Raw genomic sequence first — 24,169 nt, 5'->3', positions numbered from 1 at the left:
AAATGGCTTCTTGTTACTACTCAATAAGCATGTCGGTTGGCGGGGGCACATTGGCCGGGTTGCCATCTCGTGGAGCCCCGCATGCGCCTTGTCGTCCTTCCCTCTTTCGTGCTGCTCTGCTGCGCCTTGCCCGCGCCAGCGCAGGAACTCGATGTGCGCCTGGCGCCGCTGCGCACCAGCACCGCGCGCGGCGACGAGGTGCTGGTGCGCGTCACCCTGCGCAACACTGGCGCCGCGCCGCGCTTCCTGCTGTCCTGGCAGGCGCCGCTCGGTGAGATCACGACGCCGCTGTTCGAGGTGCTGCGCGACGGTCAGCCGGTGCGCTACCTCGGCATGCTGGCCAAGCGCCCCGCCCCGGGGCCGGACGATTACCTGCGCATCGAACCGGGCGCCACCCTCAGCGCCACGGTCGAGCTGTCGGCACTGTACGAGATGCATGTGACAGGCACCTACCGGGTGCGCTACCGCAGCGCCGGCCCCGGCCTGCTGGCCGGCGCGCCGGATGGCACGGGTGCGATGCAGCCGCAGGCGGGCAGCCTGGCATCGAATCCAATCGAGATCTGGGTCGAGGGGCGCCTGCCGCGCGGGTCCCTTGCGCCACCAGGGCTGGCGGCGGGCGCGGCTGATCCGGCCTTCCCGAGATGTTCGAATGCGCAGCAGGAACAGCTGGGTGCGGCCGTGGATGCCGGGCGTGCGATGGCGCGCGATGCGCAGCGCTACCTGGACGAAGGAACCGGAACAGGCGCCGGGACGGGCGCCGGGACGGGCGCGGGGACAGGTGGCGCGACAGCTAGCGGATACGGGCCGCGCTACGCTACCTGGTTCGGCGCACCCGACGCGGAGCGCGTCGCTGCCGTCAGGGCCAAGCTTGGCGCGATCCGCGACGCGTTCGAGAACCGGCCGGTGGCGATCGACTGCGGCTGCAAGGAGAAATACTTCGCCTACGTGTATCCGGCCCAGCCATACACGGTGTACGTGTGCAAGGCGTTCTGGAGCGCGCCGCTCACGGGCACCGACTCGCGCGGCGGCACGCTGTTGCACGAACTGAGCCACTTCAACGTGGTGGCGGGCACGGATGACCATGTGTATGGCAAGACGGGGGCGGTGGAGCTGGCGCGCAGCGATCCGGCGCGGGCGGTGCGCAACGCCGATTCGTATGAGTATTTCGGGGAGAATGCGCCGCCGCAGCGCTAGGGCTTGCAGGTGGGCGGAGGTTTCTTGCCCACGCAGTCAAATGACAGTACTGCAGCCTGCGCGAGCGTTCATATCACAACGATCACCGCGTGGGGTGATCCGGTCCAGTGAACCGGATCATGAGCCGCCCACCCTAGGAATATCCGTCATTCACCGGCTTTGGTGCCTTGCTGGCCCGGCAGCGGCCATGAAATATTATTTCATTAGAACATCAAAAACGGTGTTTTATTTCACCGCATGGTGACCGGTTGCGGCTCCGGCACGGTTGCCAGGATCAGCACCGCCACGCGCCGGTTGCGTGCCTGGCCGTCCGGACTGTCGTTCGGTGCGACCGGCCGCGTGGCGCCATAGCCGATGGCGGCCAGGCGCGCATCGCCCACGCCCTGCTCGATGAACAGGCGCACCACGCTTGCCGCGCGCACCACCGACAGTTCCCAGTTCGAGGCGAAGCGCTCGTTGGTGATGGGACGGTCATCGGTATGGCCTTCGACCTCGATCCGGTGTGGATCGTTCTTCAGCAATCCCGCCACCTGCCCCAGCACCGCGCGCGCATCCGGCTGCAGCACCGCCTCGCCCTGTTCGAACAGCACGCTGGCATTCAGTTCGACGCTGATGCCGCGCGCATTCTGCGTGACGCGCACCTGGCCCGCTTTCACCAGCGGCAGCAGGGTCGCGTTCAAATCCTGGGCCAGCCTCTCCATGCGCTCGCGTTCGCGCTTGGCCGCTTCCAGGCGGCGGCGGTTGACGATGTGCGACAGCGGCAGTACCGGCTCGACATTGGTATTGACCTGGGGCGCGGCGCCGCGTCCGCCGAAGGCATCGCCCAGCGCCTCGGACAGCACCGCGTACTTGCCCTCGTTGACGATCGAGATCGCGTACATGACGACGAAGAAGGCGAACAGCAGCGTGATGAAATCGGCGTACGAGACCAGCCAGCGCTCGTGGTGTTCGCCGGGGACTGCATCGTCGTAGCGCTTGCGTGCCATGCCTGTCCTTTAGTGGCGCACCAGCAGGCTCGCCACCCGCTCCTCGAGCACGCGGGTATGGTCGCCGCTGGCGAGGTCGTGGAAGACTTCGGCCAGGATCTCGTACTGGGCCACCTTGTCGCTGACGATGGCCTTGAGCTTGTTGGCGACCGGGTAGAAGAACAGGTTGGCCAGCCCCACGCCGTACACGGTCGACACAAAAGCGATCGCGATGCCCGAACCCAGGCGCGCCGGGTCGGACAGGTTTTCCATCACATGGATCAGGCCCAGCACCGCGCCCAGGATGCCGATCGTCGGCGCGTAGCCGGCCGCCGATTCCCAGATGCGTGCGGCCTGGCGCTGCGCGAACTCGTAGGCGCTGATCTCGCTCTCGAGCAGGCTGCGCAGCTTGTCGGGCTGGATGCCGTCCACCACCAGGCGCAGGCCTTTCTGGGTGAACGGGTCCTTGGTGCCCATGTACTGTTCCAGCGAAAGCAGGCCGTCGCGGCGCGCCGTCAGGCTCCACAGGGTGATTTCGCGCGACAGCTTCTCGCGCCCGGACGCGGGTGGAAAGAATACCCAGCGCAGCATGCGCAGGCCGAGCAGGAAGGACCGCCCTTCGCTCTGCAGCAGGGTGGCGCCGAAGGTGCCGACCACCACGATGGCAAAGGCGGCCGGCTGCAGCAGCGAGGCGAAGCGCCCGCCGTCCAGCGTGTGGCCGAGCAGGACGCCCGCTACCGCGAGCGCCAGGCCCGCTACGCTGGCCCAGTCCATAATTGCTCCCGTAGCGTCGCGCGCAGGCGCGAGACGGCCTGGGTGTGCAGCTGCGACACCCGCGACTCGCTCACGCCCATCACGGCGCCGATTTCCTTCAAATTGAGTTCTTCCTCGTAATAGAGGCCCATCAGCATCTTCTCGCGCGGCGGCAGCCGGTCGATGGCGTCGATGACGGCCTGCCGAAAGCCCGTATCGAGCAGGCTGCGCAGCGGATCGCTGTCGTCCACTGCATGGCGGTCGAGGAAGCTCGCGCTGCCGCCCTCGCCGTCGTTGTCGTTGAAGTCTTCGTAGTACACCAGCTGGTGGCCGCCGCCATCGCCCAGCATCTCCTGGTAGTCGGCGAGCGACATCTGGAGCGACCTGGCGATCTCGGATTCGCTGGCCGGACGGCCCAGGCGCTGCTGCAGCGCCTCCATCGCGGCCTCCACCTTGCGCATGTTCTGGCGCGTGGAGCGCGGCATCCAGTCATTGTTGCGCAGCTCATCCAGCATGGCTCCGCGGATGCGCAGCACGGCATAGGTCTCGAACTGGGCGCCGTGGCTGTCCTCGTAGCGGTTGATGGCATCGAGCAGGCCGATCATGCCTGCCTGCACCAGGTCATCGACTTCCACGGAAGGCGGCAGCTTGGCCTTCATGTGGTGGGCAAGACGCTTCACCAACGGCATGTGCTCCGTCAGCAAATGGTTCTTGTCCGCTTTCCCTTTGACCGTGTACATGCGTTTTGTTTTTTGTCTATTCTTAAATTCGTACGGTGGGCGGGGTAATTTCGGGCAGTGCCCGGAATTACCAACGCTCACGCGGTCAAATCCTGTTGGATCCGCCTGTGCGTTCATTCATCGGATAACGATCACCGCGTGGGCGGAAAATCCGCCCACCCTACAGTCATCCCCTGCTCATCCCAGGCATCGCATGCAGCGCGAACCTGCCTGCGAGCCTGCGAAACGCGACCGAGGCACCCGCCAGCGGAAAGGCATCGACCACCGCCCGGCCCAGGCGCGCGGCCCGGTGCAGGTACTCGTCGGCCGGCACCGAACCCATCGAGCTGAGGTTTACTGCCAGGTAACGTGTTGCCGCAGTAGACATATTATCGTATACCACCTTGGCCTCAGCCTCGGTCGCGCCGGTGACCAGGATGCCGAAGGGGCGTCGGCCGAGCTGCTGGGCCAGGCGCTTGATCAGCGCGTAGGCGTTGGTGATCGAGACGGCCGAGGTACCGACCTGCACCACGATCTCCGAACTGGCCATCAGCGGCAGCGGGAATTCGCCATCCGGACCAAGCTCGCCATCGACGATCACGATGCCGGCCTGCTTGACCAGCACGTCGAAGGTCTTGGCCAGGCGCCGCGTCTCGACGCCGGCAGCCGGACCGCCGCGCTGGGGCGCGCCCAGTGTGGCCACCGAGAAGCCTTGCGGCACCGGGTGCAGCACCTGGTTCAGTCCGCATTCCTGGCGCGCCACGCTGGCCAGGCTAGCCGCGCGGCTCAGGCCCAGGCGGCGCGCGACGCCATAGTCGCGCTCGCAGGCGTCGACAATCAGGACGTCGTTCCCCAGCTGGGCCAGCGAGGCGCCCAGGTTGACCAGCATCGCGCCCTTGTCGTCTTCGGGCGTGGCGGACAGGAAAGTGACGATGCGCGGGCGCGGGCCCTGCAGCATCCGGCGCAGGCCTTCGGCCTGGTCGAAATCGAAACTAGCCAAGGTGCACCTCGTGCAGGCGATCGTGGGCGGCGGCGGCCATCATGACCGGCAGGTCGGCGTCGCCGAACTGGGCGCTGGCGTGGCGGGTGTTGCGGAAGGCGCGGTCGATCAGCATGGCGCGGTCGGCCAGGTGCAGGTCTTCCGGCACGCGCTGGCCATTCGAGATGTAATGCAGGTTCAGCTTCTGACGGATGACCACGTCGAGCACGTTGCCGATCGAGGCGGCTTCGTCCAGCTTGGTCATGATGCAGCCGGCCAGGCCCGTGCCCTGGTAGGCGCGTACCACTTCGTTCAGGGTCTCGCCGGTCGAGGTCGCGTTCAGGCACAGCAGGCGCTTCACGTCGGCGCCGGATTCGCTCAGCATGGCCACCTGTTCCGTCACCATCTGGTCGCGCTGCGACATGCCGATGGTGTCGATCAGCACGGTATGCTTGTTCTTCAGTTCTTTCAGGGCGATGCGCAGGTCGGCTTCGTCCTTCACCGAGTGCACCATCACGCCCAGGATCTTGCCGTAGATGCGCAGCTGCTCGTGACCGCCGATACGGTAGGCATCGGTCGTGATCAGGGCCAGCTTGTCCGGGCCGTGGCGCATCACGCAGCGCGCCGCCAGTTTTGCGGTGGTGGTGGTCTTGCCGACGCCGGTCGGGCCAACCAGGGCGAACACGCCGCCGCGGGCCAGCAGGTCGTCTTCGTTGGCGATGGTGGTGAGGTTGCGCGCCAGCACGGTCTTGATCCAGCGCAGCGCTTCGCCGGCGTCCTTGGCGACCGGCATTTTCTCGATCAGGTAGCGTGCCAGGGTGGCCGAGAAGCCGGCGGCCAGCATCTCGCGCAGCACGCTGGCCTTGTACGGCTCGCGCTGGGCGGTGGCATTCCAGGACAGCTCGGCCAGCTGGGTTTCCATCAGGCCGCGCATGGCGCGGATCTCGTTCATCATGCCGCCCATCTCGAGCGCGGCCGATTCCTTGGCCGAGGCGATGGCGGCGCTCATCATCTGGGTCATGGCGGCCATGTCGATGCCCGTTTCCGGGCTGGCGGCGCGGCGGTTGACGTAGGTCGGCGGGATCTCCCCTTCGGGGGCGGCGCGGCGTTCCACAAAAGGCCGGGCCACGTCAGGCTGGCCGCCGAAGGGGGCGGACTGGGGAGCGGCGGCGCGCGGGGCCTGGCGGAATTCAGGCTGGCGCAGTTCGGCCTGGGACTGCGAGACGGCGGCGCGCGAGAATACCGGCTCCGGGTCGAAATCGTCGTCGAAGGCCTGGAACGCGGGCGCCTGGGGAACGCGTGGAGCCGGCGCGTCGACCGCGGGTACGGACAGTGCGGCCACGTCATCGTTGTCCAGCGCCAGGATCTCGACCACGCCATCGACCGGGCGGTTGGAGAGGATGACCGCGTCAGGGCCGAGCGCCTCGCGCACCTTGCGCAGGGCGTCACGGGAAGTAGCCGCTGTAAATTTCTTTACGTTCATCATTTCTCTCCGCACTTCGACTGTACTGTTCTATTTGCCGGGCAGGCGCCATCGCCCGTCCATAGCCAACATTATTGGCGATGCCATCAGGAAACCATCGGGGGAAAAGGAAGGGGAAACCGGGTCATTTCGGCAGGTATGCCGGGAGCGGGCGTCGAACCTGCTTACAGTCGAGGGAGACTGTCTGTACAAGCCACTGATTTACTGGCGGTTTTCAAGATGGCGCGAAACTTGCTGTCAAGGCTGGCGCAGTTCCCATAACGTCCATGCAAAGGGAGACCGTCATGCGCTTGCCATCGTTCCTGCGTTACCTGCTCGTCCTGACCGCCCTCGGCAGCGCCGCCGCCCAGGCCGGCGTCGTCACCTATGCCGATTTTTCGAACACGTCCGGCCTGACGCTGGTCGGCGACGCCGCCCCCGTGAACACAGCCGACGGCGCGGTACTGCGCGTCGTTCCGGATGCCGGGTACCGCAGCGGCGCCTTCTACAGTACCGACAGCCTGACGCTCGGCACCAACGCCACCTTCAGCACCAGCTTCCAGTTCCGCATGACCCATGTGGGCTTCCCTGCCGACGGCCTGGCCTTCGTGCTGGCTGCCAACCCGGGCGGCATGGGCGCGAACGGCGGCGGCCTCGGCTATGAAGCCGTGGCGAACAGTTTCATTGTCGAATTCGACACCTACAACAACGGCAGCAACGATAACGAGAGCGACAACCATGTGGCAGTCGGCGCCAACGGTTCGCTCGTTCCGGTCTCGCCGGTGATCAATGTCTATGGCAACGGCAATTGCGCGGGAAGCGACACGGCGGGCTGCCTGTCGAATGGGGGCCTGTGGACAGCCACCATCACCTATGACGGCGCGCGCCTGTCGGTGCGGCTGCGCGACAGCGGCCTGGGCGCGGACTTCATCGCGTTGAGCGACTACGAGATCGATATCGCGGCCATCCTGGGCAGCAACTAGGCGTACGCCGGCTTCACGGCGGCTACCGGCGGGTCCATGGCCAACCATGACATCCTGAACTGGACCTTCGCGGATACCGCGCAGCTGCCGGGGGAAGTGCCGGAGCCGGCGACGGCCTGGATCTTTGGGATCGGACTGCTGGGCTTGACGGGACTGATGTCGCGGCGCCGCGTCAGCTCACGAGGCTGAGACTTAGGACACGCTTGCTTTATGCCCCGACTGACGCCCGATGCCTGTCTTAAGAGGTGCTGCTCATCCGTAGGGTGGGCGGGTCTTCCGCCCACGCGGTCAAATTACAGTACTGCAGCCGGTGCGACTGTTCATATCACACCGATCACCGTGTAGGCGGCATTGGGCCGATGCCGGCATTTTCGTTGGCGAACGATGGTAGTGTGGTAAAAAATCCTGGAGAAGCAAACAATCGCCCTCACCTGCCACGATAGGAATTATCAAACAGCCAAGATTGTTCCGGGAATGCTAATATAGAATTATTAGCAACACTTTATGCATATAGTTACTAATTCTTTGTGGAAAAATTGACGAATACCATTTGTCTCAGATTGTAACGGCCTAAAATCTAAGGCATACTGAACCCACAGGTTTCATGAACAATAACAAAGGTGGTAAAAATGAAATTCAGGATTCCGAAGCGTCGGGCCCATATGCCTGAAGAAGCTCATTTGATTACCTTCTGCAAAGCCCTCGACAAGAGTATCCCGGTCCTGAGGACGGCTTTCCTGGTTGCAGGGATTCTGGCCACGGGCATGGGCATGAACAGAGCCGGCGACTTTCTGTTCGTCACTGGCCTGCTGTTGCAGTTCTCGATCTGGTTCGAGAATTGGTGGGTAGTGCGGCGTCAGCGCTGATACCGGACCTCAGTCCGGTATCGAAGAAGTTCAGGCGCTGGTAGAAATAACCGTATCAGCGCTACGGCCAGCGAAGCTCCAGCGGCCGTGCACAAGACGGCGATACGCCACGATGTAGAGCGCCAGCTGGGCCAGCACGATCGCCAGGGCGACCGAAGCCGAAGCGCCAGCGATCACGCTGACCGCCACGCACAGCGCCACCACCGGGGCAATGAAACAGACCACGCTCGCATTGCGATTCCACGGACGGCTGGCATCGCGGCGCACGCGCTGGAATACCACCCTGCGGAACACCAGCGTATGCAGGTGCAGCGCATCCGGCGCTCCCGGGCTGACTTTCTTGATCACGCGCCGGCGATACATGCTGAACAGCACCTCGATCACCGGGTAGGCGCAGATCGCCAGTACCTGCCAGGCATTCACTTCCGGATGACGCACCAGCAGCAAGACGGCCATCTCCGACACCAGGAAGCCCAGGAAATATGCCCCACCATCCCCCAGGAACAGCTTCCCGAATGGATAGTTCAGCACCAGGAAGCCCAGCGTCGTACCGATGCACAGTGCGCCCAGGGCCATGACCAATTGGTCGCCCTGCTGGAACCCGACGGCGGCAAGGCCGGCGGACATGATGATGATCGTGCTTCCCGACAAACCATTGAAGCCGTCGATGATGTTGATCGCGTTCGAGCCACCGGACACCACCACGGCCGTGACCACGATGGCGAATGGGGCGAAGGCTAGCAGGGTATCCACCCCCCACAGGTCGAGTTCGGTCACGGTCGCACCCAGCAAGGCACTGGCAACCATGGCGCTGACAGCGGTTGCCATCAGGCGCACGCGCACCGACACCCGCTTGGTGAAATCCTCGATCAGGCCGGCCAGGAATGCGGGCAAGCTGGCAAGCAGCAGCAGTCGGACACCGGCAGAATCGGAAGCGTCAATGCCAGCAGGCGCCAGCAGCTGGAATAGCGCCAGTCCCAGCAACACGCCGGCGATAACGCCAATGCCGCCGATACGCGGTACCGCCGTGGTATGCACCTTCTGTACGCCACTCAGGTCATGGTCGTGGGAGAGCTTGCCATGCCACTTCTGCGACAGCACGATCAACAGGCACACTGCAAAACTGACGGCGAACGCCGCCACGCCAAGTTCAACTTGATGATATTCCGACATTTAATATCGCTTAGACACCGAACGCGTTCAATCCAACTGAACCACGTTGGCTGATCGGAAGGCTGTTGTAAATAAACCGCTCAGACAGCGGTAGGAAACGGTTTTGCTCTACTTTCTGGAGCAACCAAATGTTATCACAGATCAACAAAGTAAGTTGACATTCGACATGGGTAAGTGCCCCCATCAGAGGGGGAATGCGGCAAAAAAGAGACGGATCGGGACTAAGGAACTTTCCGTGCGGCATCAAATTCGTCACATTCTGATACCAACTGGCTGCCTTTGCATGAAGCGTTCTGGTTTCCAGATTTCGCCATGCAACAACATGTTTATTGACAGCATTCGCCAGTTACCGGTCAACACGGGGTGAGCTGATTCCGAACGGGGCGACTCATCAGTGCGGGCGCCGCTACATTGGCACGCCCACCAGGCTCGTCACCCGGATCGTCTTGGTTTCCGGAATCTCGTTATGCGACAGCACCTTCAACTGCGGCACGGCGCGGCGCAGGAAACGCGACAGCAGCACCCGCAGCGGCGCCGGCACCAGCAGCACCGGGCTCAGGCCCATCTGCTCCTGCTGGGCAGTGGCATTGGCCGCCTGCTGGGCGATGGTATCGGCCAGGCCCGGCTCGATGCCGGTGCCATCGCCGCCCTGCCCCATCGCCTGCATCAGCAAACGCTCGAGTCGGTTGTCCAGGGTCATCACCGACAGCTCGTTGGTGCCCGGGAACAGCTGCTGCACGATGGCCCGGCCCAGCGCCACCCGCACCATGGCGGTCAGCTCGCCCGGGTCTTGGGTCTGGCCCGCATACTCCGACAGTGACTCGATGATGGTGCGCATGTCGCGGATGTGCACGCCTTCCTGCAGCAGGTTCTGCAGCACCTTCTGCAGGGTCGACAGCGACACGACCTTCGGTACCAGGTCTTCCACCAGCTTCGGGGTTTCCTTGCCAAGGTGATCCAGCAGCGCCTGCACTTCCATGCGGCCCAGCAGTTCCGAGGCGTGGGTCGTGATCAGGTGGTTCAGGTGGGTCGCGACGACGGTGCCGGCGTCGACCACCGTATAGCCCAGGCTCTGCGCCTCGTCGCGCAGGCTGGCATCGATCCAGGTAGCCGGCAGGCCGAAGGCCGGGTCGACGGTGGGTTCGCCCGGCAGCGTGCCGCTGGCCATGCCCGGGTTAATCGCCAAAAACTGGCCGTTCATCGCCTCGCCCGCCCCAACTTCCACGCCTTTCAGGGTGATGCGGTAGCCGGACGGCTTGAGTTCCAGGTTGTCGCGGATGTGCACCGGCGGTGCCAGGAAGCCGACTTCCTGGGCGAACTTCTTGCGGATGCCCTTGATGCGCTTGAGCAGCTCGCCGCCCTGGTTCTTGTCCACCAGCGGAATCAGGCGGTAGCCCACTTCCAGGCCCAGGGTATCGACCGCCATCACGTCTTGCCAGGTCGCTTCTTCCGACTCCGCCGGACCGGTGCTGCCGCTGACCGCGCTGGCTGCCGCGGCCTGTGCCGCCGCTGCAGCTTCCTTGGCCGGCTGGTCCTTGCCGCGCTTGGTGATCATGTAGCCGCCGCCGCACAGGGCGCTGCCCAGCAGCAGGAACACCAGGTTTGGCATGCCGGGAATCAGGCCCAGCGCAAAGATGATGCCGCCGGTGATGTACAGCACTTCTGGACGGTTGAGCAGCTGGTTGGTCACCTGGCTGCTGATATCGTCTTCGTTGGCGACGCGCGAAACCACCATACCGGCGGCGATCGAGATGATCAGCGAAGGAATCTGGGCCACCAGGCCGTCACCGATGGCCAGCAGCGTATACACCTCGGACGCCTGGCCGAAGCTCAGGTCGTGCTGGACCACACCGATGACCAGGCCGCCGATCACGTTGATCAGGGTAATCATGATGCCCGCGACCGCGTCGCCCTTCACGTATTTGGAGGCACCATCCATGGCGCCGTAGAACTCGGCTTCCTGCGCCACTTCGCTGCGGCGCTTGCGGGCGTCGGCTTCGCCGATCAGGCCGGCGTTCAGGTCGGCATCGATCGCCATCTGCTTGCCCGGCATTGCATCCAGGGCGAAGCGCGCGCCCACTTCGGCGATACGGCCGGCGCCCTTGGTGACCACCGAAAAGTTAATGATGGTCAGGATGATGAACACGACGATACCGACGGTGAAATTGCCGCCGATGAGGAAGTGGCCGAAGGCCTCGACCACCTTGCCCGCGGCCGCCCCGCCGGTGTGGCCTTCGGTAAGGACGATACGGGTCGAGGCCACGTTCAGCGCCAGGCGCAGCATGGTCGAGATCAGGAGGATGGCCGGGAAGGCCATGAAGTCGAGCGGCTTGACCGTGTACAGCGCGGTCAGCAGGACGATGACGGACAGTGCGATATTAAAGCTGAAGAACACGTCCAGCACGAAGGCCGGCAGCGGCAGGATCATCATCGCCAGCAGGATGATGATGAAGATCGGGGCGGCGAGCGCGCTGGCGCCACGTGAAGCGAGCCCGTTCGTCCATGCCGGCAGTTTGATGCTGTTCATTCGTGCAATGCTCCGCTATTCGTATTTGTAGGGTGGGCGGATCTCCCGCCCACGCGGTGATTGTTATCGGCTCCGCTTTCGCGCCGGATGATCTTGCCGCCAACTATCACCGCGTGGGCGGAGGATCCGCCCACCCTACGTGGATCGCTTACTGCAACAAGCCCGTGTTCGCCCCAGGTCCTTTGTACGCCGGGTCGTTCGGGTCCATCTCGGCCGGCACCGCGAGCTTGCGCGGACGATCCGGGTAGTTGCCTTCGCCCTTCTTGTAGGCACGCAGCTGGTAGACATAGGCCAGCACTTCCGCCACCGCCGAGAACAGCTTTTCCGGGATTTCTTCGTCGATGTCGGTGTGCTTGTAGAGCGCACGGGCCAGGGCCGGGGCTTCCAGCATGGTTACCTTGTGCTCGATGCCGAGTTCGCGGATCTTGGCGGCCACGTCGTCCACGCCCTTGGCCACCACCCGCGGTGCGCCCTTCTGGCCGTCGCTGTACTTCAGTGCCACCGCGTAGTGGGTCGGGTTGGTGACGATCACGTCCGCAGTAGGCACATTCTGCATCATGCGGCCGCGTGCCATTTCGCGCTGCATCTGGCGAATCTTGCCCTTGATCTGAGGATTGCCGTCCGACTCCTTCGACTCCTGGATCATTTCCTGGCGCGTCATCTTCATCTTGTCGTGGTAATGCCAAAGCTGCCAGGGCCCGTCGATGGCGGCGATCACGCCCAGCGCGCCGACGATGAAGAGAAAAGCCTTGGCCATCAGCTCGCCCACGTGGGCGCTGCCGGCATTCAGCGGTTCCACCGCCAGACCGAGCATGGCTTCCTTCTGGCCCATGATGACGACCCAGGCCACGGCGCCCACCACCAGGGTCTTGGCGATGGCCTTCAGCAGTTCGACCAGGGAATTGGTGGAGAACATGTTCCCGATGCCTGAGATCGGGTTCAGCTTCATGAAGTTGGGCACGAAGGCCTTGGACGAGAAATTCCAGCCACCGATCAAGAGCGGAGACGCAAGCGCGACCAGCATGATAAGGCCGGCCAGTGGCAGGCAGGCCAGCAGCACGGCCACCAGGTCGGTGGTGATGCGTTCGATCAGGATATTCGGGTTGTAGACCTGCTCGCGCGTAAGCGAGAGGCCGGAATGCAGCGCCTCACCCAGCTTGCCTGCGAGCGAGCCGCCGGTCATCCACAGACCAGCGCCGGCGGTCATCAGGACCGTGAACGTGGCCAGCTCCCGCGAGCGGGGAACATCGCCTTCTTCACGGGCCTTTTCCAGTCTTCTGGGTGACGCTGGTTCGGTCTTTTCTGCGTCGCTGTCTTCTGCCATTGCCGTATCCGTGTATTGCTCGTGCGTAGTGCAAGTTCAGGATTATCGCTGATGTTGCCTCGCAGCCATACATGGAACAGGCAGGAAAAATAGCGTGTATTCACACCGTGACGGGACATGAAACAGGTGGGCCGAAACACGTGGGGACAGCGGCGTCCCGTGAACTTTGTGTCAAAATGTCACAGTCGGCCTTTACTTTTTAACTGGAAGAAATGTTTTGGTAATATAATCTGCTTTCAACTCCCCTGATTCCTGTAATCAGAATAACCAAGGATTTACCTATGAAAAAGCTTATCGCCGCCACCGCGATCCTGAGCCTGCTGTCGGCTCCGGTGTTCGCACAGTCCACCCCTGCCCAGCCACAGACTCCTGCTCCGCAGACCACTGCTGGCGCTGGTAGCTCGACGGGTACTGCTGCCGGTACGGGTACTGCCGCTGGAACTGGCACTGCTGCTGGTGCTGCTGGTGCCGCTGGTGCCGCTGGCACGGGTGGTCTGCTGGGCGGTACCGCCCTGGCTGGCCTGTCGACCACGGCCCTGATCGGTATTGGCGCTGCTGTCGCCGCCGTGGCAGTCGCCGCTTCGGATAGCGACTCGAGCACCAGCCACTCGGCTACCTCGCACCAGTAATCCGACGGACGCTTGCCGTCCCGAGGTAAACGTACACTGGCCGCATCAGCGGCCAGTTTCTTTTTGTACGTCAGGACATATCAACAAGGCGCCATGACAGCGCCCTGCCATTTCAATACGTTCCACTCCAGGTCACGGCGATCTGTTTGGAACCCGGGGTAATGGCAAAACGCGAATCATCCCGCTGGGCCTGCCATAGCCAACTGCCGATCGCGTACCCGACCACGCCGCCCGCCACGACATCCGATACCCAGTGCTGGCGGTCGGCAACGCGGCCGAGCGAACCGATTGCAGCGAGGCCATACAGCCAGGGCGCATCGTATTCCTGCGCAAACGGAGTCACCGCTGCGAACGCCACTGCAGCATGATTCGAGGGGAAGGAAGCATCCGAGCGCTTGCCTGCATGGCTACTTGCTCCCAGTTCCTCGTTCGGACGCGCACGGCCGATGACCCGCTTGCTCACCATGGATACACCGGCCGCGCCGGCGATCGATTGCAGCGAGATGATGCCCATGTTTTGCATGCGATTGTCGCCAAAGGCGACCGCCGCGCCCGCGGCACCGGCCAGCACGACCGGCATGGCCTTGCCCGCCTTGCCCCATGCGTCGAGGACGCGGTTGTCTTCCCGTGGGCGGACGAAACGGTCGACTGGCTTGTCGAGCGCGGCGCTGGCGAGCACGGCGCCGCCGGCCAGCAGCGAGCCCCTCGCCCACTGCGGCAAGGTCGGCGTGGCCGATACGGACTGCTCCACGCGCCAGCGGAAACGCGGCCAGGCATCGGGCAGCCGCTGCACGGGTCGCGTGATCACGTCGCGCTGCTGCTCGTCCCGCCGTTCGGCAAAGTTCCCCAGCCCATCGTAGGCATTCAGGTCACGGCGCGGATCCTCGAACAGCTCGTACAGTTCGCCGGGGCTGGCCACCATCTGGCCCACGTCGCGGGTCCAGGGCGAGATCGCGAAACCGGCAACCGCCTGGCTATCCGAAGGCAGCGTGATATTCAGGGGAATCGACAGGAAGATACCCTTGTCGTTGTACGGATCGGCCGGCGTGCCGGGACTGGTGATGTCCTTGCCATTGGTCTTGGTAAACCAGGCGCCGATTTCCACACCCGAGCGGAAGCGGCGCTTGAATTCGAGGCGGACGCCTTCGTCCTTCGCCAGGAAGCGGCCCGCGCGGCCGGTGACGGTGACGTCATAGGGCAGCTGGTAGTGCAGCGCGCCCAGCGCGGTCACGGTCTTGTAGTCGCGCCTGCCGAGCCATCCCTTGACGTCACGCTGCTGGAGGGCGTCAACGGTCAGGTCGGCCGCCCAGCGCCGGTCCTGCGGCAAGTACAGGACCTGGCCGCCCGCCCCGCGAAACATCTCTTCGTACAGGCCACCAGACGCGCGCGCGTACCAGTGCTCGTCGATGGTCATGTACTTGTTGACCAGGGCGCGCTGCAGCTTGAAGCGTCCGCCGCGCTTGTACTCGGCGATGTCGGTGCGCACGTGCGGCAGCAGGCTGTTGGACGGCTGGGTGACGCCTGACACGTTCTCGAACAGGTTCAGCTTGAAGGCGCTATTGAAGTACAGTCCTTCGCCCAGCCGCTTGTCGTAATTGGCGGCCACCGCTGTTTCATAGCGCAGGGCCCCGCTCGGATCGTTGAAGAACAGGGAGAACTTGGGCACCAGCTTGAAGCGGTTCGCCTCGCGGTCTTCCGAGCTGACCTGCACGAAGTTGCCATCGTGGTTGATCTGCACGCCCAGCGCCGCGCCATCGTCGCGGATCGCGGCCAGCAGGCTTCGTTCCTCGCCCACCTTGTCCGCGGGGTTCGAATAACGCACCAGCACCGTCTGCAGGAAGGATTCGCGGTCGGCCAGGCCGGTCAGGTAGTCAGACAGGCGCTGGATGTCGAAGAATTCGTAGGTGGCGATCGGCTGTTCGAGCTTGGTGTAGGTGACGTGGATCGCGCGCACGCCGGCCGGCGCGAAGGCCAGCGCGGTACGGCTGGCTCGCCCGACCGCGCGGCCCATGTCGGAGATCCGGTTGTTGGTCAGCGACAGCCGGAGCGTCGCGCCGTCCAGCTCCACGCGCACGTTCTTATAGTCCTGCCTGACGAGGGCCTGGACCAGCGCCGCGGGATGGGTGCTGCTGCGCCATTCTTCCAGGCTGACGCGGGCAGGTGCGTTTTTCGCCTGGAAATAGGCGGGCTCGTACAGCTTTGGTATGAATTCGCGTTCGGAGAACGGGATGCTGATGTAGGCGTTGGCGCTGAAATGGTCCCGATGGCGGGCGATTTGAGCACCAAGCCATCCCCAACGATATTCTGCAGCGACGACCGGCCCTTTCTTTCGCTGCCCAGCATCGGTCTCGGCTGCGCGAAAATCCTTGGCGTAATCAATGGCGTCGTATTCCGCGACAAAAGCCCATCCGGGCATCGACACCGGCGCCCAGCGGACACCTGCAAAGGCACCCGAAGGCCGATTCCGGCCGAATCCCAGACTCGCCTCAAGGTTTCGTGCGCTGCCAAAGGTCTTGGAGGCGACGATATAACGCCCCTGGAACAGCTCGGTACCGAGCAGATCGGTTGCGCCGACGGCGACTGCTGGCATCCACGTGGATTCTTTGACGAGCTGCAGTTTGGCGTCGGCGATTTTGTCCTTATACCGGCCGTATTCGCTCCCGTATCCGTCTGGATTACGATCAAATCCAGGAATGCCCGTGATGGACACATATCGACCGGTCACCTGCAGGAACGGCAGCGGCGTCACCGCGGCCCAAAAACTCCCATAAGGACTATCGTAACCGTAGCCGATCGTAAACGTCGAATCAGCTTCAACATTCGCATTGGGCATGTTGACGTAACCCGACTGACCATGCACCGTGGGTGTTGCAGCGATCGCGTTGGCAACCGTCAGCGCCAGCATGCCGAATAAAGATAGTTGGAGCGGAAGACGAGGGTCGAATTGCACTTAAGGCCTGTGAAGTAAATCGATAGCAAACCAGCCAGTAAGGTGCCGGGTTCGACGAGTGTTAACGATGTTTCAATTGAATGTGAGCGAACAAGCTCAGGAGTTCATCTTTTTGCGGATCTGGTCTGCCAGCTCGGCTGCGCCGACAAGGGTTTCGCCACTGCATTGAGTGCTTGTAAGTACTTTTGGATGACGATCTGCTCGTCGAACTTTTCTTCGACCATGCTTCGCCCGGCTGCCCCCATCGCAGCCCGTTCCGCTGATGATAACGCAAGCATGGCATGCATTTTGTCTGCCAGCGATGCTGGAGATCTCACTTCGCACAACATGCCTGTCAGCTTGTCTTGAACCGCGTCGCGACACCCCACCACGTCGGTCGCGATGACCGGCCGTGCCATCGCGGCTGCCTCAAGCAGGGAGCGAGGAACACCTTCCCGATACGACGGCAATACAACGCAGTCCGTGGCTGCCAGATAGGGTCGCACATCCTCAGTCTTGCCGTGATAGGTCACCAGGCCTTCGCTCACCCATGCCGCCATGGCGGCAGCAGGAATACCGTTAGGGTTGTTCCTCCCATCAGCGCCCAACAGATGAAACTCCACCGCTGGGTGTTGAGCACGGACCAGGCGAGCTGCCTCGACGTACTCTTCGATTCCCTTGTCCTTCAACATGCGTGCAACGAGGAGGAAGCGGAACGGGCGTCCGGCAGTCACTTCGAGTGGCGCCGGGACATAATGATCGAGGTTGAGTCCAGAACCAGGCAACAGTCCAGTCGAGGCCTGAGGGACGAGACCTGCCCCGGTGAACAATGCCAAATCATCGGCATTTTGGAAAAAGACCTTGTGCGAGCGCTTCAAGGCAGCTTTATAGAGCGCTTTTACAACTTTAGTGACAAGACTGTCACGGATGAAAGTAGCGCCGAGACCAGCGATATTGTTGACGACCGGGATGCCCAAGGCATGCGCCGCGAGGGAACCATAGACGTTCGGCTTGACGGTGTAGCCGAGGAAGGCATGCGGACGTAGCGCACGTAGCGCGAAATAATATCGAACAAGCAACAACAGGTCACGCCCCGGATGGGTGCCGTTGTTATCCATCGGGATGTCGACCACCTTGCAGCCGAGCTCCTCGAGGCGTGCAGAGTACTGGTCATGAGGCGCAAGCGCAATCACTTCATACCCTGCCCCCAGCATTGCCTGAATGAGGCCCGCACGGAAATTATAGATATTCCAGGCGGTGTTAATCGAAATGACAATCTTGCGCTTCATTGTAGTTACCAAGATACGAACGACAGCATCTACTGCTTGTTAATACACATAAAAATCCGCGCTGCAAGGCGCGGATCGATTTTCCCTACGGACAATAGGATAACGCAACAGCGAACCCAAGGCTAACGCTTAGTCAGCAAACTGTTGCAAGTGAACGGTTTTCTTCATGCCAGGCCTGGAACATCAGCACATCCCAGAGATGGTGTTGCCAGTTGCGCTGTCCCGAGAGATGCTCGCGCCATTTCTTGCGGATTGGCGCCGGATGGAAGAAACCTTCCTGTTTCAGACGTTGCTCATCAAGCAAGGATTCGGCCCAATCGCGTAGCGGGCCGCGAAGCCAAGCCCCGATCGGCACGCCGAAACCCATTTTCGGACGTTCGATCAGAGCTTGAGGAACATGGCGGTACAAGACCTGTCGCAGCACCCACTTGCTTTTCCCATCACGCACTTTCACCGACTGAGGTAAACGCCAGGCGAGTTCAACAACACGATGATCAAGGAAGGGCACCCTGGTTTCGAGCGAAACACCCATGGCAGCCCGGTCAACCTTGGTAAGAATGTCGCCAGGCAAATACGAAAGCATGTCTAGTGCCATCATTCGCTGAACACGGCTGAACCCTGGCAGACGCGGCGCGTTCTCCACTAACGTGGTTGGCGGATGATAACCGTCTACGACAATAGCTGAAGGATCGGGCCAGTGCGCGCACAAACCTAGGTAGAACGCATCAAAATCGCGGGACGTGAGTACGTCAGCTCCTTTATGGAGCTTGTCGCCGAAAGCCGGGACACGTAACGATGCTGGAATAATGCCCTGAAGCCCTTGACCAATCATGTTCCACCGTTGAGGCGAAACCGACGTGATGCCGGCCGCCACCAGTTGGCGGAATGGACGAGGTGCCATACCGACCTTACTCCATATCCGCTCAGCGCTTTGATATCGCGTATAACCGCAGAACAACTCATCTCCGGCATCCCCAGACAAAGAAACAGTAACGTGTTTTTTAGCTAATTGCGACACAAGGTAGGTCGGAATCTGTGACGAATCTGAAAAAGGCTCGTCATAGATCTGAGGCAATAATGGAATAACGTCGCGGGCCTGCTGTGCCGTAACGTACAATTCAGTATGCTCCGTTCCCAGATGAGCAGCTACCGCTTTGGCATGCTCTGCCTCGTTATAGCCCACCTCGTTAAAGCCGATGCTGAAGGTTTTAACCGGGCGCGAGGATTGTGCTTGCATAAGCGCAACAATCGTGCTTGAGTCTATCCCGCCTGACAAGAACGCCCCCAAAGGGACGTCCGCCATCATCTGCTGTGAAATTGCGTCTTTCAGCAGAACCTCAAGTTGATCAACAGCGTCTTCTGCACTACCTTTAAAGGGATTAGCAACCCCCTCTCGCGCCACACTTGCTGCACACCAATACTGACTCACGCGCTCCTCGCGCTGGCTGAGGGAGACAGTCAACAGGCTGCCTGGTGGCAGTTTCGAAATCCCTTGATAGATCGAATACGGAGCTGGAATATAGTTGTTCCTCAACTGCAGACTCAGTGCTCCGCGATCGATCCGATTCTCAAACGACGGATGTACACGTAGCGCCTTCAGTTCAGAACCGAACAGAAACACAGCCTGTGCTCCACTGCCCTGCCATCCGTAATAGAGAGGCTTTTCCCCGAGCCTGTCTCTGGCGAGGGTAAGTGTCCGGGTTTCGCGATCCCAGACTGCAATGGCAAACATACCGATAGCTCGCTCCACGGTAGCTTGGATGCCCCATACGTCAAACCCTGCGAGGAGGGTTTCGGTATCTGAATGGCCGCGCCAGGCAGGTGCCTGGCCCGTACTTTCCAAGGCCGAGCGCAGTTTCAGATGATTATAGATTTCGCCATTAAATACCATGACGTAGCGCCCGCTTGGACCTGCCATGGGCTGGTGTCCTGCCGGCGAAAGATCAACAATAGCGAGCCGGCGATGCCCAAGTGCCACCAAGCCATGTTCGCATGTCCAAGCCCCAGAATCATCCGGTCCACGATTGCTGATCGTGTCTGTCATTCTCCCAACGATCGATTTCGCGCTTTCACGGCTATCGTGAACGCCTGTACCAAGAAATCCTACTAAACCACACATCTGTGACAGCCTTTATTTATCGATTTTTTTGTAAAGCGACTCAAAGCGGTCCCGTGCCCGCTCCATGCTGAACTCAGCATATAGCCGTGCACAAGCCTTTTCCCCCAACTGGCGTCGCCCCTCACCAGACATCTGGACAACCTTTGCGAGTCCATCCGCCAGCGCGTCAGGACTCTCTTTAGGAACCACCGTTCCTGTTTCGGCAACCAACAGCGCGGCATCGCCCACATCCGTGGTCACGCATGGCAGACGCATCGCCATCGCCTCGCCAATCACATTGGGAAACCCCTCTGTGCGTGACGAAAGGCAAAACACGTCCATTGCAGCTAAACATACAGGCACATCGGACCGTTCTCCCAGAAGCACGAATCGATCCGCATTACCGGTCTCGGTAATCCAGGTCCTTAGTTCGTCATTCGATTCATCAATGTCCCGGCCAACCATTAAAAATCTTACATTTGCAAATTGTTTTGCCAGCAAGCCGGCAGCGAGGACGAAATTTTTCGGATCTTTGGCTTGGTTAAATCTGCCGAGCGAGCCCACGACCAGATCCTCATCGGCGAAGCCGCAATCGGCCCGTAGCGTGCTGCGCTGGTCTGCACTTGCTGTCAAACGCGAAAGATCAAAGCCGTTCGGCACGACTATCATCCGGCGCGCGTCGTAGCCAACGGCCGCGTGACTGATTTTCGAGGCTTGGGCCGCGCAAACAATGAAGCGTGGCACGCGGCTTGACAATTTGGCACACAAGTTGCGAAGCAATGTTGTCGCCCGGCTGCCGCCAGCCTGCACATCGGTAGTTCGGATACCCCAAATCACATTTGTGCAACCAGCAAGACGAGCAGCCACACCTCCCAGAAGGTCAGCATGGTACATCCAGGTCTGTACAATGTCGGGTTGCCGCTCGCGAATTATTTTTACTAGTCGGAAAAAAGCTACAAGTGGATTTCGCTTGAAGTCGAGTTCGATGACGTCAACAGCTGCGTCAGCGAACCGTTGCCGCATTCCGCCGCCAGGCGTCAGCGAGATGACAGAATGGGAGTAAGGTCTGCCGCGGGAGCTCATGATCAGTCGCAGCAACACCATTTCTGCACCGCCTACCTTTAATCCGCTGATGACATGCAGGACTTTCTTCATCAGCGCACTCCTCGACGCAAACGTTTCCACAGGTACTGCCAGAGCGTCGGGTGGTACCACAATGCAGATGCCAGGTCCGTTCTCATGGACGTACGCAAGCAGTTATTAGCGATGTCAGAAATCGCTTTCTGCATGAGCGGAATACCGGCCAGGTATTGCTTGATTGGGTAAGTCAGGAAGTTATCCTCTGGCTCAGTGTGAATGACCTGCTGATAGATGATATCTCCCGTATCGATACCGCTGTTGACGACGTGAACCGTCACCCCCATGTTCGCGGCATCTCCCTGATACATCGCCCAATAGCCCCCATGCACGCCTCGGTATGCCGGCGTGATACCGCAATGAGTGTTTAGGAAAATCGCATTGCACGCACCGAGGACGTCTGCCGCGATAATACGTGTGCCGTTCACAACCACGACATCAGGTTTCTCGCCGGCCAGCCACGCCTTACATTCGTCCGAATTGACAGACACGCACTCCCTGACTTTGATATCCGCGGGCCGCTCAGCCGACATGCCAGCATTCGCGATCAGACGTTGACGCCGTGCGCCAGCAGAACCGCAAAGCAGGGGCAGCGCTATCATGAAAAGCACCTGCCCAATGACCGGTACGATGCCTTTCCGTGCCACACGGCGCTTTAGTAATATGCTGCGGGACACAGGCTGCTCGAGCATAACCTGCAAATCAGGAAAACTGGGCCGTAATGCGTTCACCATCATCCAGGTGGTGTCACTGTCCTGCGCAAGAACAAGGATCTTCATGCCGCCTCATTCGCTGCGAAGTCGCCCATTGTGACCGAACGCATGCCGTACTGGTCACGTACGCGTTGATAATCCTGCAAAATCAATTCCAGGGCATGCAGGTTTTGGTCAGGGTCCAGACCGAAGTTGTGTGGGTGCCACCAAAGGTGAAAGATTCCATCGCTCTTGGCCGCGGCCGCCATGGCCTTCTTCACACGGCGTAAGCGCAGCAACTCGAGGCCTTGCAGCCCCGGAGACCAAGGGCGCAGGAACAGGCTCGCAGGTACGTTGACCAAGCCGTCGTGACGCACAGGCTTGCCTACATGCTGCCCAGTCAGGGGACACCAGGTATCGGCAAATCTGACGGCGCGACCCGCAATCCCTCCCGGCGTCACATGGCCGTCCCTGTAAAGCCAATGGTTGGGATTGCCACGGTACACTTGAATGCCCGCCTTTGCCACTTCCGGCAAATACTCTGGCCGCGTCTGATTACGCGGAAAAACGATACTCCGATATCTCACACCTAGCTCTGCGGCGATGCGCTGCGCGCACGCGAGATCAGCTGCGAACTGGGCTGGCGTAGCACCAAATTCACCACAATAGAAATGGCTGTAGGTGTGGGTTGCCAGTTCCTGGCCAGGTGTGGCAAGGATCTTCTCGACCACTCCGCGATTGAAGAACAGGTTCGGATATTCACGTACTTTTTGGAGGAGCGTATAGGAAGAGCATTCTCCCCGAGCATAGGTCGGCAGTACTTCTGGCTGCATCTCCATCCATTGGTTCACATCGCGGCACATCGTCATACCAACCGTTGCCCAAGTCGCGCAAACATCGTACTGCTTGAACATGGACAGCATGCGGGGAATAGCGGCAAAAGAACCTTCAATGTTCTTTCTATAACCTTCAACTGTGCGCGAGTCGGCTACGCCCCAAAAAAGCTCCAAATCGAGCGAGATGACTAAATCAGACAATTAATTCCTCTATTCGTTGATAAACGAACACAAGCATACCCTAGGTGCAAATTCTTGGTGCGTCGGCTGGCATATGCACGGACGTGCGTTTAGCACTGATGCTATAGGCTAACACAGTGCCATATACAAGCCAGAATAATCTGCTCGTGTCATTTTGATAGAAAACCGGCGCTTTAATCTCAATAACCAGAAGAATTATTCCAAGAATACCCAAGATTTCCGGAATATTTTTTTCCATGCGAAGTGTATTGCGAATACGCAGGGCAATAGATGCATAAGCCCCGTATACGATAAACACTCCAAGAACTCCGCTCGCAAGAAGAGTTTTCATATAACCTGAATCGGACCGATCAACACCATTGCTCGGCAAATCATAAGAACCGCTTCCGAAAAACATATGAAATAAATCAGGAATAAATAGCATTGTCTTCAAATCATCCGATGACTCTGTACGAAGTCCTTGCCCTGACTGATAGTTGACAAAAAACTCGAACGCATATCCAAAAATTACGTCATTAAAAAAATCATATTGTTCTGAAAAAAATATTTTTGCAAATATCACTACGATAAAGCAAAACAAAAATAAAAACAAATATGCGCATAAATGTCGGACTGTAGGCCAGCGGATTAGCAACATAACCAAACCAATAATTACGACCACAATGCCGGTTCGCGCGACGAGAAGCGTCGAGAAAAATAGTACGATTACCATGAACAAGCGCAGTAAAGAATTCTCAACTGTCTTGGTAACAAATGTGAACATCCCGTACACAGCTCCCAATCCCAGAATTACCCCGAGAGTAAATCCACCGCTATCGTGCAAGCCACGGAATCGAAATGCATGGTCTAGGTCGATGTTGCCTCTATTTAAAATTAGATCCGACAACAGCTCTTTCATACTAGGGTCAATGAAAGTCCAAATAACCAGAACGCCCTGTATGAATATTGCGTAAAAACACAAATCGAATACGTACAAGATTCCTTTCGCAGGACTATTCGAGCCTAACGAATCGGCCTCGCTCTTTAATCGGAGGCCAAGAACTACTGCTGCAGTGAAAAATGCTACATTCTTAAAAAATATTCCGGCAAATACTACCTCTCCGTCCCCCATGAGCGCGCTTAATGTCGAGCCGTATAACCCCGCAAAAACCAGCAGCAAAAACAGGACAAGATTCTCAGCAACTGCATGGATCAAGTGATCGCGATAACTGCTTTTTAGCACTAATGCAACAGCACATCCGACTAATACAAACACGGCAGCTGACACCCCAACACTGAGCAGAGTGAAATTAAAAATATAACAAAATAAGGCCAAAGTAAAAAATGCTTGTTTTAGAAAGCATAATTTTCTTGGCGCTTTATCAATCGTTTCCAGTCTAAACTCCTTTACCAAGAGCCCATGCTACCAATCGC

Annotated in this window: 19 protein-coding genes; 4 read left to right on the top strand and 15 right to left on the bottom strand. The window is 60.1% G+C overall.

From position 1 onward, the window contains the following. Window positions 1–81 precede the first annotated feature (81 nt). The gene (locus LE190_RS01695) at window positions 82–1,194 is read left to right on the top strand and encodes a M35 family metalloendopeptidase (RefSeq protein ID WP_225237093.1); all 1,113 of its coding nucleotides are present in this window, start codon (window positions 82–84) and stop codon (window positions 1,192–1,194) included. A gap of 230 nt (window positions 1,195–1,424) precedes the next feature. On the opposite strand, the gene motD is transcribed toward LE190_RS01695, so the two are convergent. The 5 genes from motD to flhF form a co-directional block, all read right to left on the bottom strand. Next, a complete protein-coding gene (gene motD / locus LE190_RS01690; protein WP_225237092.1) occupies window positions 1,425–2,180 on the bottom strand; it encodes a flagellar motor protein MotD in 756 nt (251 codons plus the stop codon). A 9-nt stretch (window positions 2,181–2,189) separates the two neighbouring features. After that, window positions 2,190–2,933: a flagellar motor protein gene (locus LE190_RS01685; RefSeq protein WP_225237091.1), complete on the bottom strand. Its 744-nt coding sequence runs from the start codon at window positions 2,931–2,933 to the stop codon at window positions 2,190–2,192. Further along, complete coding sequence (locus tag LE190_RS01680; protein WP_225237090.1) at window positions 2,915–3,652, bottom strand: RNA polymerase sigma factor FliA; 738 nt, start codon at window positions 3,650–3,652, stop codon at window positions 2,915–2,917. Before LE190_RS01680 ends, LE190_RS01685 begins: the two co-directional genes overlap by 19 nt. Before the next feature lie 166 nt (window positions 3,653–3,818). After that, complete coding sequence (locus tag LE190_RS01675) at window positions 3,819–4,631, bottom strand: MinD/ParA family ATP-binding protein (RefSeq protein ID WP_225237089.1); 813 nt, start codon at window positions 4,629–4,631, stop codon at window positions 3,819–3,821. Next, window positions 4,624–6,093 (bottom strand): flagellar biosynthesis GTPase FlhF, encoded by a 1,470-nt coding sequence (gene flhF / locus LE190_RS01670; protein WP_225238033.1) that lies wholly within the window; start codon window positions 6,091–6,093, stop codon window positions 4,624–4,626. The genes LE190_RS01675 and flhF overlap by 8 nt, the downstream gene beginning before the upstream one ends. Window positions 6,094–6,377: 284 nt before the next feature. Here flhF and LE190_RS01665 point away from each other — a divergent pair, with 284 nt between their 5' ends. From LE190_RS01665 to LE190_RS01655, 3 genes are all read left to right on the top strand, one after another. Beyond that, on the top strand, window positions 6,378–7,055 hold the full coding sequence (locus LE190_RS01665) for an L-type lectin family protein (protein ID WP_225237088.1): 678 nt from the start codon (window positions 6,378–6,380) through the stop codon (window positions 7,053–7,055). A gap of 36 nt (window positions 7,056–7,091) precedes the next feature. Further along, a complete protein-coding gene (locus LE190_RS01660) occupies window positions 7,092–7,244 on the top strand; it encodes a PEP-CTERM sorting domain-containing protein (protein ID WP_225237087.1) in 153 nt (50 codons plus the stop codon). Between the two features lie 440 nt (window positions 7,245–7,684). Continuing rightward, window positions 7,685–7,921 carry a hypothetical protein gene (locus tag LE190_RS01655; protein ID WP_225237086.1) on the top strand — a complete coding sequence of 79 codons (237 nt, stop codon included), beginning with the start codon at window positions 7,685–7,687 and terminating at the stop codon, window positions 7,919–7,921. A gap of 30 nt (window positions 7,922–7,951) precedes the next feature. Here LE190_RS01655 and LE190_RS01650 read toward each other — a convergent pair whose 3' ends face one another. The 10 genes from LE190_RS01650 to LE190_RS01605 all read right to left on the bottom strand — a co-directional run bounded on the left by LE190_RS01650 (window position 7,952) and on the right by LE190_RS01605 (window position 24,149). After that, window positions 7,952–9,094, bottom strand: coding sequence for an MraY family glycosyltransferase (locus tag LE190_RS01650; RefSeq protein WP_225237085.1), 1,143 nt, complete (start codon window positions 9,092–9,094; stop codon window positions 7,952–7,954). 406 nt (window positions 9,095–9,500) lie between these two features. Then, window positions 9,501–11,621, bottom strand: a complete 2,121-nt coding sequence (flhA, locus tag LE190_RS01645) for a flagellar biosynthesis protein FlhA (RefSeq protein ID WP_225237084.1) — start codon at window positions 11,619–11,621, stop codon at window positions 9,501–9,503. 148 nt (window positions 11,622–11,769) lie between these two features. After that, window positions 11,770–12,945 (bottom strand): flagellar biosynthesis protein FlhB, encoded by a 1,176-nt coding sequence (gene flhB, locus LE190_RS01640; protein WP_225237083.1) that lies wholly within the window; start codon window positions 12,943–12,945, stop codon window positions 11,770–11,772. 741 nt (window positions 12,946–13,686) lie between these two features. After that, window positions 13,687–16,479, bottom strand: coding sequence for a YjbH domain-containing protein (locus LE190_RS01635; RefSeq protein ID WP_225237082.1), 2,793 nt, complete (start codon window positions 16,477–16,479; stop codon window positions 13,687–13,689). A gap of 149 nt (window positions 16,480–16,628) precedes the next feature. Further along, entirely contained in the window at window positions 16,629–17,792 is a 1,164-nt protein-coding gene (locus LE190_RS01630; RefSeq protein ID WP_225237081.1) for a glycosyltransferase family 4 protein, read from the bottom strand. A gap of 133 nt (window positions 17,793–17,925) precedes the next feature. Further along, on the bottom strand, window positions 17,926–19,911 hold the full coding sequence (gene asnB / locus LE190_RS01625; protein ID WP_225237080.1) for an asparagine synthase (glutamine-hydrolyzing): 1,986 nt from the start codon (window positions 19,909–19,911) through the stop codon (window positions 17,926–17,928). Window positions 19,912–19,923: 12 nt separating this feature from the next. Then, a complete protein-coding gene (locus LE190_RS01620) occupies window positions 19,924–21,045 on the bottom strand; it encodes a glycosyltransferase family 4 protein (RefSeq protein WP_225237079.1) in 1,122 nt (373 codons plus the stop codon). After that, a complete protein-coding gene (locus LE190_RS01615) occupies window positions 21,045–21,806 on the bottom strand; it encodes a formyl transferase (RefSeq protein ID WP_225237078.1) in 762 nt (253 codons plus the stop codon). The genes LE190_RS01620 and LE190_RS01615 overlap by 1 nt, the downstream gene beginning before the upstream one ends. Further along, window positions 21,803–22,756 (bottom strand): polysaccharide deacetylase family protein, encoded by a 954-nt coding sequence (locus LE190_RS01610; protein WP_225237077.1) that lies wholly within the window; start codon window positions 22,754–22,756, stop codon window positions 21,803–21,805. The genes LE190_RS01615 and LE190_RS01610 overlap by 4 nt, the downstream gene beginning before the upstream one ends. Before the next feature lie 40 nt (window positions 22,757–22,796). After that, window positions 22,797–24,149, bottom strand: coding sequence for a hypothetical protein (locus LE190_RS01605; RefSeq protein WP_225237076.1), 1,353 nt, complete (start codon window positions 24,147–24,149; stop codon window positions 22,797–22,799). Window positions 24,150–24,169: the final 20 nt, after the last annotated feature.

This window comes from Massilia hydrophila (assembly GCF_020208145.1).
In the GTDB taxonomy this organism is placed as follows: Bacteria; Pseudomonadota; Gammaproteobacteria; order Burkholderiales; family Burkholderiaceae_D; genus Telluria; species Telluria hydrophila.
This window is presented reverse-complemented; position numbering and strand designations above follow the sequence as displayed.